The 13,468-nt window shown below is 69.8% G+C and carries 10 protein-coding genes; 2 read left to right on the top strand and 8 right to left on the bottom strand.

Annotated elements, in window-relative coordinates:
* Positions 1-392 precede the first annotated feature (392 nt).
* Positions 393-1,595: a histidine kinase gene (locus tag AB0N89_RS27470; protein WP_364209780.1), complete on the top strand. Its 1,203-nt coding sequence runs from the start codon at positions 393-395 to the stop codon at positions 1,593-1,595.
* Positions 1,596-1,602: 7 nt separating this feature from the next.
* Here AB0N89_RS27470 and AB0N89_RS27465 read toward each other — a convergent pair whose 3' ends face one another.
* The 7 genes from AB0N89_RS27465 to AB0N89_RS27435 all read right to left on the bottom strand — a co-directional run bounded on the left by AB0N89_RS27465 (position 1,603) and on the right by AB0N89_RS27435 (position 7,611).
* Positions 1,603-1,944 (bottom strand): RNA polymerase-binding protein RbpA, encoded by a 342-nt coding sequence (locus AB0N89_RS27465; protein WP_034311760.1) that lies wholly within the window; start codon positions 1,942-1,944, stop codon positions 1,603-1,605.
* A 65-nt stretch (positions 1,945-2,009) separates the two neighbouring features.
* A complete protein-coding gene (gene secG / locus AB0N89_RS27460) occupies positions 2,010-2,240 on the bottom strand; it encodes a preprotein translocase subunit SecG (RefSeq protein WP_016333144.1) in 231 nt (76 codons plus the stop codon).
* A gap of 140 nt (positions 2,241-2,380) precedes the next feature.
* On the bottom strand, positions 2,381-3,166 hold the full coding sequence (gene tpiA / locus AB0N89_RS27455) for a triose-phosphate isomerase (RefSeq protein WP_364209776.1): 786 nt from the start codon (positions 3,164-3,166) through the stop codon (positions 2,381-2,383).
* Entirely contained in the window at positions 3,166-4,374 is a 1,209-nt protein-coding gene (locus AB0N89_RS27450; protein ID WP_364209854.1) for a phosphoglycerate kinase, read from the bottom strand. Before AB0N89_RS27450 ends, tpiA begins: the two co-directional genes overlap by 1 nt.
* A 9-nt stretch (positions 4,375-4,383) precedes the next feature.
* Entirely contained in the window at positions 4,384-5,388 is a 1,005-nt protein-coding gene (gene gap, locus AB0N89_RS27445; RefSeq protein ID WP_364209773.1) for a type I glyceraldehyde-3-phosphate dehydrogenase, read from the bottom strand.
* A 184-nt stretch (positions 5,389-5,572) separates the two neighbouring features.
* On the bottom strand, positions 5,573-6,754 hold the full coding sequence (locus AB0N89_RS27440) for a winged helix DNA-binding domain-containing protein (protein ID WP_364209770.1): 1,182 nt from the start codon (positions 6,752-6,754) through the stop codon (positions 5,573-5,575).
* A 428-nt stretch (positions 6,755-7,182) separates the two neighbouring features.
* Complete coding sequence (locus AB0N89_RS27435) at positions 7,183-7,611, bottom strand: nitroreductase family deazaflavin-dependent oxidoreductase (protein ID WP_364209767.1); 429 nt, start codon at positions 7,609-7,611, stop codon at positions 7,183-7,185.
* 87 nt (positions 7,612-7,698) lie between these two features.
* Between AB0N89_RS27435 and AB0N89_RS27430 the strand changes: the two genes are divergently transcribed.
* Complete coding sequence (locus AB0N89_RS27430) at positions 7,699-8,643, top strand: AraC family transcriptional regulator (protein ID WP_364209764.1); 945 nt, start codon at positions 7,699-7,701, stop codon at positions 8,641-8,643.
* Positions 8,644-8,983: 340 nt separating this feature from the next.
* On the opposite strand, the gene AB0N89_RS27425 is transcribed toward AB0N89_RS27430, so the two are convergent.
* Positions 8,984-13,459, bottom strand: a complete 4,476-nt coding sequence (locus AB0N89_RS27425) for a hypothetical protein (protein WP_364209761.1) — start codon at positions 13,457-13,459, stop codon at positions 8,984-8,986.
* Positions 13,460-13,468: the final 9 nt, after the last annotated feature.

Raw genomic sequence — 13,468 nt, 5'->3', positions numbered from 1 at the left:
ACACCCCCATGGCGGACGTCCAGGGGGCCGCTTCTTCCCTACGCTGAGGGAACCCGAGCTCCAGTCCCCGGCCCCAGTCACCGTCCGAACGCGAAAAGTGACATAGATCAACTCGCGCCGGTTCGTCGTCAGAACCGGACCACTCGCCCGTCGAAGTGATCAGCGGACCACCGAGCCCGAGTGGTCCGGTGTGGATCCGACCGACCGAACGTTCATGCACTTGTCCGCAGAACGGACAGTGACGAGACAGTCGCTAGCCCGACTGGGGGAAACTTACCGTCCTGCTACATCCACCCGTTAGCATCCGCACATTTGTTCGTTCCTGCGCGTCCCGATCGGGCGAAGAACACGTCTCACCATTCAAGTCCACAAGACGAGTGAGGTCGCCAGCGATGAGCACAGAGGGTCTCTCGATGCCAGGTATCTCGGTGGGCGGCTCCGGAGCGGAGGCCGCCGACCGGATGCGCCGTGCCGCCGGGGTCATGTCGTTCGCCAAGATCAAACGTCCGGCGCTGGTCGCGCTGGGCATCGACACGCTCGCGATCTTCCTGGCGGCACTCGACGTCTGGCTGGTCATCCCCGAGAAGGCCCAGCCGTACTCCATCTACCTGTCCGGCGCCGCGTGCCTCGGCCTCGCCTTCCGCCGCAAGCTGCCGTTCCTCGCGGTGATCGTCACCGTCCCGGGCTTCCTGGCGGGGTGGTCACAGCTGGCCGCGATGATCGCGCTCGGCTTCCTCGCCACCCGCAAGCAGATGCACTGGCAGACCTGGACCGGGTTCGCGCTCGTTTTCACCTGCCGGTTCGTCCAGTGGCCGCTGGCGGACTTCGTCGAGCTCAGCTGGCGCGAACACGTCCTGGACGGGATCTACGGCGTCATCGTCGCGGGGATGCCGGTGGCCATCGGCCTGCTCATCGGAGCGCGGACCGAGGTCTCGCAGAAACTCGCCGAACTCGCCGCCAGCCGTGACCGCGAACGCCGTTTCCACGCCGACGCCGTCCGCGCGGAAGAGCGCGCCCGCCTCGCGCGGGAGATGCACGACGTCGTCTCACACCAGATCACGCTGATCGCGATGCAGGCCGGCGCGCTGCAGGCGCAGACCTCGGACGCCCGATCGCTCGAAACCGCGCAGGTCATCCGGAAGCTGAGCACCAAGACCCTCGAAGAACTGCGCTCACTCGTGAGCGTGCTCCGCTCGAGCTCCGAAGAAGACGGGCCCCGGCCGGGGATCAACGAACTCGACCGGCTGATCCGGGGCTCGGACGTCCCGGTGCACCTGACCGTCGAGCGGATCCCCGACCTGCTGCCCAGCCAAGTCTCGGCGGCGGCCTACCGGACCGTGCAGGAATGCCTGACCAACGTGCACAAGCACGCGCCGGGCGCCACCGCGACCATCCGGATCCAGGGCGAGCACGGTTCGCTCAAGGTCGAAATACGCAACGAGCGCGCTCGGACGCCCGGTGCGGCCCTGCCCTCGGGAGGGCACGGGCTGACCGGGCTGGCCGAACGCGCTCGACTGCTGGGCGGGAGTTTCGAAACCGCCGACACCGAGGACGGCGGGTTCCGGGTGCGTGCCCGGTACCCGCTCGACCGGTGAGGGAAGGCTAGATCTCCCGGCGCTGGCGCAACCGCTCCAGCGCCTCGGCGAGGATGGCCTCGCCATCGGCGTCGGAACGCCGTTCCTTCACGTAAGCAAGGTGGGTCTTGTAGGGCTCGGTCCGCGGCGCGGCAGGCGGGTTCTTCTCGTCCTGCCCACCGGGGAGCCCGCAGCGCGGGCAATCCCACTCGTCGGGAATCTCGGCGTCCATCGAGAACGAGGGCTGCGCCTCGTGCCCGTTGGCACACCAGTAGGAGATGCGGCGCCGCGGCGCCGACTCACCCCGCTCCGATTCGCCCGAAGGCCCGGCACCCACACGGGTGCCCCGAATCGCGTTACCGCCAACCATGAATCCTCACACCTATAGGGATCGGCGGCGCGCCCCCCATAGGCACGCCGAAACACCTGGATCGATCAGACCTTGAGCAGGAGCCCGAGGCCGATGATGCTGATCAGCCACACCGCGCCCAGCAGCAGCGTGATCCGGTCGAGGTTCTTCTCGGCCACGCTCGAGCCGGACAGGCTCGACTGCATACCGCCACCGAACAGCGAAGACAGACCGCCGCCACGGCCGCGGTGCAGCAACACGGCTACCACCAGCAGCACGCTGGAGGCGATCAACAGGATTTGCAGGAACAGCTTCATGTCATCCTCTGCGCTCTTGGAGAATGCAGGAAAACGGTGTGCCACCGGCGGCTCATGACCGCCAGAACACACCGTACTCCTGGACTCGTCCACTGCTGTGTGACGGACCGGATACCCAGGTTACCCGGTAGGTGCCCCGATCAGGGCAGGGGCCCGCCCGCGGCGAGTGCGCAGAGTTTGGTGAACTCGTCACCATCCAGGCTGGCACCACCGACGAGCGCACCATCGATGTTCTCGCAGGCGACGAGGTCACTGATGTTGTTGGACTTGGCGGAGCCCCCGTAGAGCACGCGGACCGAGGACGCGACCTCGGCGCCGTACTTCTCGGCGAGGGTGGCGCGGATGGCGCCGCACACCTCCTCGGCGTCGGCCGGGGTCGCGACCTTGCCGGTCCCGATGGCCCAGACCGGCTCGTAGGCGACGACGACGTCCTTGACCTGCTCGGCCTTGAGCCCCTTCAGGCCCTCCACCAGCTGGGTCGTGGTGTGGGCGATGTGCTCGCCGGCCTCGCGGACCTCGAGCTTCTCCCCCACGCACAGGATCGGCGTGATGCCGTGCTTGAGCGCGGCCTTGACCTTCTTGTTGACCAGCTCGTCGGACTCGCCGTGGTACTCACGCCGTTCCGAGTGCCCCACGGTGACGAAGCTGCAGCCCAGCTTCGCCAGCATCGGGCCCGACACCTCACCGGTGTAGGCACCGGAGTCGTGCGGCGACAGGTCCTGGGCGCCGTAGGTGAGCGACAGCTTGTCGCCGTCGGTCAGCGTCTGGACGCTGCGGATGTCGGTGAACGGCGGAAGGACCGCGACGTCGACCTTCGCGTAGTACTTCTCCGGCAGGGCGAAGGCGATCTTCTGAACCAGCGCGATGGCTTCGAGGTGGTTCTGATTCATCTTCCAGTTGCCGGCGATGAGCGGTTTGCGCGCCACTAGTCGTTCTCTCCCAGCACAGCGACTCCGGGCAGTTCCTTGCCCTCCAGGTACTCCAGCGACGCGCCGCCGCCGGTCGAGATGTGCGAGAAGCCGTCCTCGGGCAGGCCCAGTCGCCGCACGGCCGCGGCGGAGTCGCCGCCGCCGACCACGGTGAAGGCGTCGCTCTTGACCAGCGCTTCGGCCACGGCACGGGTGCCGCCGGCGAAGGACTCGAACTCGAACACGCCCATCGGGCCGTTCCAGAACACGGTCGCGGCGTCGGCCAGCTTGCCCGCGAAGAGCTCACGCGACTTCGGGCCGATGTCGAGGCCCATGCGGCCGGCCGGGATGGCCGTCGCGTCGACGACGTCGAACTCCGCGTCGGCCGCGAAGCCCGTCGCGGCGAGGACGTCCACCGGCAGGATCAGCTCGACGCCGCGCTTCTCCGCCTCGGCGAGGAAGCCGCGGACCTGGTCCAGCTGGTCCTCCTGCAGCAGCGAGTTGCCGACCTCGTGGCCCTGGGCCTTGAGGAAGGTGTACGCCATGCCGCCGCCGATGAGCAGCCTGTCGACCTTGGTCAGCAGGTTGGCGATCACGCCCAGCTTGTCCGACACCTTCGCGCCGCCGAGGACGACGACGTACGGCCGGGCGAGGTCCTCGGTGAGTTTCTTCAGGACCTCGACCTCGGCCAGCACCAAGCCGCCCGCGTACGCCGGAAGCGCACGGGCGACCTCGTAGACCGAGGCCTGTTTGCGGTGCACGACACCGAAGCCGTCGGAAACGAACGCGCCGCCCGGGACGAGCGCGGCCAGCTCGGCGGCCAGTTCCTGGCGTTCCGCCTCGACCTTGCTGGTCTCGCGCGCGTCGAAACGCACGTTCTCCAGCAGGGCCACCTGACCGTCGGTCAGGCCCGCGACGGTGGCCTTGGCGGACTCGCCGACCAGGTCACCCGCCAGCGGGACGTCGACGCCGAGCAGCTCGGTGAGCTTCGCGGCGACCGGCGCGAGCGAGAACTTCGGGTCCGGCTCGCCCTGGGGACGGCCGAGGTGCGCCGTGACGACCACCTTCGCGCCCGCCTCGGCGAGCCGCTTGAGGGTCGGCAGGGCCGCGCGGACGCGGCCGTCGTCGGTGATGGTCTCCCCGTCGAGGGGGACGTTCAGGTCGGAACGCACGAGTACGTACCGGCCCGAAACGTCCCCGCTCAGCAGGTCTTCGAGGTTCTTCAGCGCCATCGGTCAGGAAAGCTTGGTGCCGACGAGCTTGACGAGGTCGGCGAGGCGGTTGGAGTAGCCCCACTCGTTGTCGTACCAGCCGACGACCTTGACCTGGTTGCCGATGACCTTGGTCAGCGGCGCGTCGTAGATGCAGGACACCGGGTCGGTGACGATGTCGGCCGAGACGATCGGGTCGTCGCTGTAGCGCAGGATGCCGGCCAGGGGGCCCTCGGCGGCGGCCTTGTACGCGGCGTTGATCTCTTCGAGGGTCGCGGCCTTGGTCAGCGTGACGGTGAGGTCGGTGGCCGAGCCGGTCGGGACCGGGACGCGGACCGCGTAGCCGTCGAGCTTGCCGTTGAGCTCCGGCAGGACCAGGCCGATGGCCTTGGCGGCACCGGTCGAGGTCGGGACCATCGACAGCGCGGCGGCGCGGGCGCGGCGCAGGTCCTTGTGCGGGGCGTCCTGCAGGTTCTGGTCCTGCGTGTACGCGTGGATCGTGGTCATCAGGCCCTGCTCGATGCCGAACGCGTCGTTCAGCACCTTGGCCAGCGGGCCGAGGCAGTTGGTGGTGCAGGACGCGTTCGAGATGATGTTCTGCGAGCCGTCGTACTTGTCGTCGTTGACGCCGAGCACCACGGTCAGGTCCTCGCCCTTGGCGGGCGCGGAGATGATGACCTTCTTGGCGCCGCCGGCGATGTGCGCCTTGGCGGCGTCGCCGTTGGTGAAGAAGCCGGTCGACTCGACGACGACGTCCACGCCCAGGTCGCCCCAGGGCAGGTTGGCCGGGTCGCGCTCGGCGAGGGCCTTGATCGTCTTGCCGTCGACGACGATGCCCTCGTCGCTGACGCTGACCTCGCCCGGGAAGCGGCCGAGGATGGAGTCGTACTTCAGCAGGTGGGCCATGGTGGCGACGTCGCCGAGGTCGTTGAACGCGACAACCTCGATGTCGTGACCGGCGGCCTGCACGGCCCGGAAGAAGTTGCGGCCGATGCGGCCGAAGCCGTTGACACCTACGCGAACCGTCACTGCTGCCACTCCCTTGAGACTCGTCCGGGATAGCCCCGGTAAGACGTCCTTTACTCGGGCGCAACCCTAGCGTGCGTGCTCGGGCGACCCTCTTTGCCCTGACGAGACTTCCACCACTCGGTGGGTCAGGTCAAGAATCGATTAAGTGCGTCGCTACCAGGACGTCTTGGGAAAACTCTCAGCTTCACTGTGCTAGCCGTCGCTCCAGGGGTGTCCGCATCCGTGGCGTGACTCGCACCTCTCCGAACCACTCGGCCAGGTGGTTCGCCTCCGCCTCGACGGCCCGTTCGGCCTCCGCGCCGACGTCCTCCAGGAGGTGGTGGACGACTTCGCCGCCGGGACGCTGCGCCCAGCCGCCGACGATCCGGCCGTCGGCCCAGACGGTGGGCCCGATGTTGCCGGTGCCGTCGAACAGCGGAGCTCGATGCGGGCCGAGGTACCAATCCCGCTCGATCCATCCCATCGCCGCCGGGTCGAGGGACGGGAGCAGCGCGACCCACGGCTCGGGCTCCGCGACCGGTTCCAGATCGTCGGCGAGCACGACCCCGGGGACGCCGTCGAGGTCGACCTCGATCGGCTGAACCGCGGCGAGCGCCTTCTTGGTCTGCCCGACCGTCCAGCCCGCCCACCATCGCAGGTCCGCGATCGGCGCCGGCCCGTAGGCGAACAGCCACCGGCGGGCGAGTTCGGCCCTTGCCTCGTCGGCGTCCCATCCGGCGAGGCCCTGTGGCAGCCAGTCGGCCATCGTGGACCAGTAGTGCTGGCTGCTGATCCAGCTCCCGCGCGGGCGGCCGCGGACGATGCGGCCGTCGACCGCGAGCTGGAACAGGACCCGGCTGGTGACGTTGGCGATCGCCTCGTACGGCTTTCCCTTCGACATGACGAGCTGCTGCCTGAGGCGCGGCTCGTCCTGGGAAAGCTGTTGCGCCGTGGCGGAACCACGGGCCTTCAACGCTTGCTCTGTCGCGTCCTCGACCTCGGCGAGCCAGCGTTCCGGCTCGGGCACGTTCTCCGGGTGTCCCTGCGTGCCGAGATGCTGTTCGAGCAGGCGGCGCTGCTTCTTGGCGATGTCCGCCGAGCACGCCGCCTGGATCAGCGCCGCGTTCTCCTGGCCGACCACGAAGACCGTGCGGCGCATGCCGAGCATCCGCACCAGCGCGCGCTCGTCGTAGAGCGCGTGCTCGACGTCCTCGACGCCGTCTCGTTTGAACCGCGCCCACGCCGAGAGATGGACCGTCGCCGGGTCCGTGGCGTGCAGCGCGACGACCGCGTCCGCCACGGCGTGCACCGACGAGGCGGGCACGGCCAGGTGGTGACGCGAGGCGAGGCGCGCGCGGCGCTGCCGGACGTCGATCTTGGGGGTCACCGCTCGGTTCTACCACCGGCCCCCGACAGAACCGGTCCCGAGCGGCGGTGACAGGTCGGCCTCGTGGGTCGTGAGTGGAGATTCGGGTCAGTGAGAGGCGAGGCGAATACGGCGTGATCGAGTCTCCCGTCGAGCAGGACTTTCGCGGCATGGCCTGAAGTGGCCTCAGGAGCCGATCGCGACCTTGACCGTCCACAAGGGACGCTCCTTCTCGCCCGAATACCCGTTTTAGGCACTTGTACGCCTTCGCGAAGGGGTCGTGAGTGGCAAAGAGGGTTAGAACGCTCTTCACCACTCACGACCACCCTGACCGAACCAGTACTTTCGCGTGACGGAATGGACGACACGGGTGATCAGACGGACGACACTCGGCGACGCCCGGATCGCCACTTACGAGCACCCCGGCAGAGCGCCCCGCTTCAGCCCCCTCAGACGCGCTCCAGCTCGAACACCGGGATGACGCGGGTGGTCTTGCTCTGGTAGTCGGCGAACTGCGGCATGACCGCGGACTGCCTGGCGTAGACGTCCTCGCGCTCGGAGCCGGTGAGCACCCGCGCGCGGACCGGGAAGGTCTCGGTGCCGAGTTCGACCTTGGTGTCCGGGTTGGCCACCAGGTTGTGGAACCACGCCGGGTTGTCGTCGGCGCCGCCCTTGCTGGCGAAGATGTAGATCCGGTCGTCCTCCAGCAGCGGGACGAGCGGCGCGATCCGCTCCTTGCCGGACTTCGCGCCGGTGTGGTGGACGAGGACCAGCGGGTAGCCCTCGAACATGCCGCCCGCCTTGCCGCCGGTCTCGCGGAACTCGGCGATCACGTTCCGGTTGATCTCGTCGAAGTCGAAATCGATCGTTTCTGCCATGGGACCGATCGTATGGCGCACGGGGTGACCGTATCGATGCCTGAAACAGCCATGGACATATCCATCTGTCGCATTATCATCGAGCTCGTGGACCTCTTGGCCGAAACACTCGCCGTCGGCGGTGTCCGGGGCACCGCCGGGGCCCGGATCGAGGGATCCGGCCCGTGGGGCATCCTCTGGCACCGCATCGCCGGCGCGGCCTTCTACGCCGTCACCTGCGGGACGGCCTGGCTGGACCTGCCCGGCCACCCACCGCGCCAGCTCATGCCCGGCGACGTCGTCCTGCTGCCGAACGGTCAGGAGCACACTCTGCGCAGCGCTCCGGACGCCCAGGTCATTCCCCAGCTCTGCTCGGTGGCGGAGCGGGCGCGGAAATGCGGCGGCGTGCTGCGCCTCGGCTCCGGGGAAGTGCAGACCCACGTCCTCGGCGCTTCCTACGACTACGACCCGGCGGTGTCGACCCAGGTGCTCGCCACCCTGCCGGACGTGGTGCACATCCGCGCGAACCGCGGCGGCGACGGGCTCGACGACACCGTCCGGCTGCTGTCGCGGGAACTGGCGAGCCCGCAGATCGCCACCGATTTCGTCCTCAACCGGCTGGTCGACATCCTGCTGGTCCAGCTGCTCCGCGTATGGCGGACCGAGAAACCGGCCGAGGCGCGGGGAACCTGGCTCGGCGTCCTGGGCGATCCGCTGGTCAGCGTGGCCCTGGCCAAGATCCACGAGGATCCGGCGCGGCCGTGGACGACCGACCTGCTCGCGGCGGAACTGGCGACCTCACGCAGCACACTGACCCGTCGTTTCCGCGAAACGACCGGCCGGACCCCCGGCGACTACCTGACCCAGTGGCGGATGGACCTGGCCGCGGTCCGGCTCCGCGACACCGACGAGACAGTGGACAGTATCGCCCGTTCGGTCGGCTACACGTCGGTGTTCGCGTTCAGCCGGGCTTTCCGGCGGTCACGGCACGAGGCTCCCGGGCAATACCGCGCCTCCAGCCGCGAAAGCCTCAGGCCCGTCCCGGCCGGGTGACCCTTCGCGGCGGACCGCACCGGCCGAGGTCGTGAGTGTCGAGCGCCGCGAAAGCCACTTTCGCGACGCTGGGCGCTGCCGGAGGACGCTGGGCCGAGGTGGTACTTTCGCGTGTCTGAGTGGACGGCACGTGTGATCAGACGGACGACACACGTGGCGGCCGAGTTCCACCGCGTGTCGTCCGGCCAGTCACCCGTGTCGTCCGTCTGGTCACGCGAAACCCGCCCGACCCCAAGTACCGAAGACACGGTCCGCTGTTACCCGGAACGCCACTCACGACCACCTGTACCGACGCCTCACAGCCGCCTTCGCCTTTCCTCTCAAGAAACCGGATCGGCCGTCAGGCCGGCTCTTCCTCCTGCTCGGGCTCCTCGGCCGGGCGCGTGAACAGCCGCGTCGCCGAGAGCCGCGCGACGCCGTCCGGCTCCCCGAGGTCGTCGGTCGCGTTCCGGATCGTCGCGTCGACGGACAGGTACTTGCGTCCCGCCCGCAGGTCCGCGTCGTTGCGCAACCGCACGATCAGCGGGAACTCGCTCAGCGCGCCGGCGTCGAACAGGCCGGTGGTGTAGATCAGCTGGACGCCCAGCGCCTCCGCGACCGCGCGCTGCAGCTCCAGCAGATACCCGGCCGACGCGCGGCCGATCGGGTTGTCGAGGAACAGCACGCCGGAATGCCGGTTCCGCGCCTTGCCGCGGTTGTTCGCCCGCAGCGCCGCCAGGGTGCAGTACAGGATGATCGCCGCGGTCAGCTGCTGCCCGCCGGAGAACACGTCCCGGATCTCGGAAACCCGTTGCCGTTCGGTCCGCAGCACGGAGTCCGGCTTCAGCATGTCGACCCGGAAACCCTTGGGAGCGGCGGCCTGCACGCCACGTAGCACGAGCGAAAGCCCGTCCCGCTTGACGTCCCGGCCGTCCGAGGTCTTCCCGATCGCGGCCTCGTCGACGACCTCGCCCAGTTTCTCGGCGAGCACGTTCTCTTCGAGTTCGGTGAAGCGGATCCTGAGGAACTCCTGGCCCGACCAGTCGCCGAGTCCGTCCGGCAGCCGCGAAACCCGTTGCGCGGCTCGAAGAGTGCGCAGCGCGCCGTCGACCATGCCCTGCAGGCGCGTGATGATGCCGCCGCGGTGCCGGTCGATCTGCGCGAGGTCGTCGGTGAGCGTGCGCAGCCGCGGCCGCAACGCCTCGGCCCATTCCGCCGCGTGGGCGGGCAGCTGGTCGCGGCGGACCGAGATCACCTGCTGCCGCACCGGCGTGCTGAGCTTCTCGAACCGCTTGTCCGTCGCGTACTGCGCGAGCTGGTCGGCCGCGGCCCGCACCCGGCGGTCGCCCGCGTCGGCGGCGTCCTGCGCCTCGGTGAGCGCGGTGTTGAGCCGAGAATGCCTGGCCCGCGCGGATTCGACGTCGCCGTCGAAGGCCGCCTCGTCGTCCTCTTTGGACAGAAGATGCGCCATGGACTCGGCAAGCAGACCGAATCCGGACGCGGACGTCTTCGCGGACTCCAGTGTCGCTTCGGCGGCGGCACGGCGTTCCTGGAGCTCTTCCCACTTCCGCGCGGCGGCGGACACTTCGAGGCTGGCGTCGTCGATCAGCGCCAGGCCGTGCTCGATGTCCTTCGGCCGCGCGTCGGAGGAGATCGCGGCGAGGGCCGACGGCTGCTCCGGGAGCTGGCTCAGTTCGGCCTTGCGGGTCGCGACGAGGCCGACGATCTCGGTGCGTTCCTCCTCCAGCACCGCGACCGCCCGGTTCGCCCGCGCCTGTGCGGCCGCCCGCGCCGAGGCGTCAGAACCGTCCGGCGTCTCCAGCAGCGCCGAAGCCCGCTCGCGGACGGCGTCGTCCAGCGCTTCGAGGGCCGCCCGCGCGGACGCCTCGACGCTCTCGGCCTGATCGAGCTCGGCCCGGAGATCGCTGCCGACCTCGACCTTCGCGTACGCCTCGGAAGCCGACGCGAAAGTACGCCGCAACGCGTCCACCGGTTCGGCGGGCGAGGGGTCGTCCTCGGTGACGTCACTCGATCCCGGGACCTCGGCCAGTTCCGATTTCGCGGTCGTCGCCGTGCGCCGGTGGCCGTCCGCGGTGCGCTGTTCCTCGCCTGCCTGCTCACGCAGCCGGGAAGCCTTCGCCGCGGCGTCGGACGCCGTCGACTCGGCCCGCTCGGCGGTCTCCGTCGCGCGCTCGACGTCGTCCGTCCACTCCGGGATCTTCGCGGCGCGCGTGGCGAGGGTTTCCAGGCCGCGCGCCCGATCCCCCGCCTCGGCCGAAACCGTGCGCAGTTCGGGGATCCTCTCCCGCAGCCCGGCTGCCTTCTCGCCGAGTCGCTGGAACTCCTTCTCCGCCTGTTCCAGCGCGGTTCGCGCGGTCTCGTGCGCGGTGCGCGCGTTCTGCCGCTGCTCGGCCAGGGTCGCGATGCTGCCGGGCGGGTAGTCCTCGCGCCAGGTCTTGAGCTTCCACGACATCGCGCCGTCGTCGGCCAGGGACGTCGTCAGCGCTTCGAGGCGGCGCTGCCGTTCCGCGTGCCGGAGCGCGATCGCCTCGCGCTCGGCGTCGGCGGCTTCCTCGTCGTACATCGCCGGGTTGGGCGGCACGAGGAACTCGATGCCCGCCTCGCCCGGCAGGCGGTCGGTCGTGGTGGCCTCGGTCGTGGCGACCGGGATGATCGTGCTGGGCAGCAGACGCCGCTCCGCCAGGACCTTCTCGGCGAGCCGGATCTGCTCCGGTTCGTTGAGCAGGATCCCCGAGACCAGCTGGGGCGCGCGGGCCAGCACGGCCGCCCGCCGCTTCTTGTCCAAAGTGGACAGGTAGCGCCAGCCGGACCACGCGTTCATCCCGGCGGCTTCCAGCGCGTCCAGCGCGGCCTGGACCTCTTCGGGAGCGGGAAGGAGACCACCCGAACCGAGCGCGTTGAGCGCGCGCTCGTCGACGGACTCCTCCATCCGCAGCGCGGTCTGTTCCTTCTCCGCGGCCGAACCCGCCTCGCGCAGGCGTTCCAGCAGCACCGGGAGATCGGTCTCCAGCGCGACGTCGTCCGCGCCGAGGAGTTCGCTCAGCCGGGGTTCGACGGCGAGCGCGTCGGTGCGCCGATTGGCCCTGTCGAGCTCTTCGGCCGCGCGTTCCAGTCTGTCCTTTGTGGACCCCGCGAGCCGGTGCGCGTCGTTGACGGTGGCCTGTGCGGACCGCAGATCCTCCGTCACGCGTTCGAGTTCCTGCTCACGGCGGACGAGTTCCGCGGCGGTCGTCTCGGCCTCGGTCCTGGCCGCGCGCGCCGCCTCGGCGACGTCGGACCCGGCCTTGAGCGCGCCGGACCGGACGGTTTCCGCGATCTCCTCGCGGATCTCGGCGATCCGCGCGCCCAGTCCGCGGGCTTCCGCACGGCGCTGGGCCGCGAGGTTCGCCGACTCGTCCCGTTCGGCCTGGGCTTTCTCCGCTTCGGCGCGCAGGGCGCCGACGTGGGCTTCGGCCTTCGCGGCCTGCTCGGTGGCGTTCTTGGCCAGCGCCAGCAGTCCCCTGGCGAGCGCGCCGGCCGCGGTGTTGCGCGCCTGCAGCGCGGGCTGCGCCTTCTGCTCGCGATTCCCCACCAGTTCCCGGAAATCGCGGGCCTTGCGGGCGGCGTTGAGGTGGTTGAGCACGGTGGCGCATTCACGCCAGGCCTCGGCGGCGGTCTTGGCCTCGGCCAGTTCGCCGTCGATCCGCTTCTTGCCCTCCTGAGCCTCGTCGAGCCGCAGTTTCCCGACCAGGCGGCGGAGTTCGGTGACCCCGGCGGTGAGGCGACGGTGGTCGCCCTCGGCCAGCTTCTCGGCGGACTTCACCTCGTCGACGTGCTGTTCGAGCCCGCTCAGGCGCTCGTTCTCCAGCTTGTCGCGGGCGGCGACCTGACCGGCGAGCGTCCGCATCTCGGCGCGGGCCGCGTCGGCGAGCTTCCGCGACGCGGCGGCGACGCCCTCCTCTTCCGCCAGCGGCGTGAGCAGATCGAGTGCCCCCGCGACGAAGTCCCGCTCCGACAACAGGTCCCCGCGCTGAGCGAGGTTGTGCGCGTAGGTCGCGACGACCTCGGCGAGGTCCTTCGGCTCTTCTTCCGAAAGCACCGCGCGCAGCAGGAACTCGACGAACGCCTCGTCGGTGCTGAACGCGAAGGCGTCCGCCGCCTCGCCCTCGCCCGCGTTCATCGCGCGCTGGTACCGGAAGAGCTCGGTGTCGAGGCCGAGGCCGTCGAGCCGGGACGTCCACTCGTGGTGGCGCCGGGTCCAGAACAGCTCCAGCTCCGGCTCGCCGCCGTGCACCTTGTCGAGCTGGTCGTGGAAGCCGGACATCGTCAGCAGCCTGCCGTCCGACGTCAGCGGCAGCGTGTCCAGATCGAGCGAGGGCGTGGGACGGAAGCAGTACCAGGAGTCGGCGAGGTTCTCCGAGTCCGCCGACACCACGTGCCCGCGCCATTCCGACACCTTGCCGGTGATCACGCGGTGCCCGGTCTCGACCTGGAGCCACTCCAGCACGACGTGCGAGACGTCCTTCGCGGCGACGAACTTCTCCAGCACCTTGGTGTTGGTCGTGCCGACGACCTGGCGGCGGCCGGGCAGCATGACCGAGAAGATCAGCTTGATCAGGACGGACTTGCCGCCGCCGTTCTCCAGGAACAGCACGCTCGCCGGCGACGGCCGTCGCGGCGGCCCCTCCCCCGCCAGGTGGATCCCGGCGCTGAACAGCGCGTCCTGCTTGGGCGCGGTGATGGCCGCGCCGACGCCGCTGAAGTCCAGCACGACGTCCTGGTACCGCGCGCCCGCCGGCCCCACCGAGTGCAGGCGAACCCGCGAAAGCTCGTACATCTCTTCCCC

The organism is Amycolatopsis sp. NPDC089917 (assembly GCF_040684635.1).
Classification (GTDB): Bacteria; Actinomycetota; Actinomycetes; order Mycobacteriales; family Pseudonocardiaceae; genus Amycolatopsis.
This window is presented reverse-complemented; position numbering and strand designations above follow the sequence as displayed.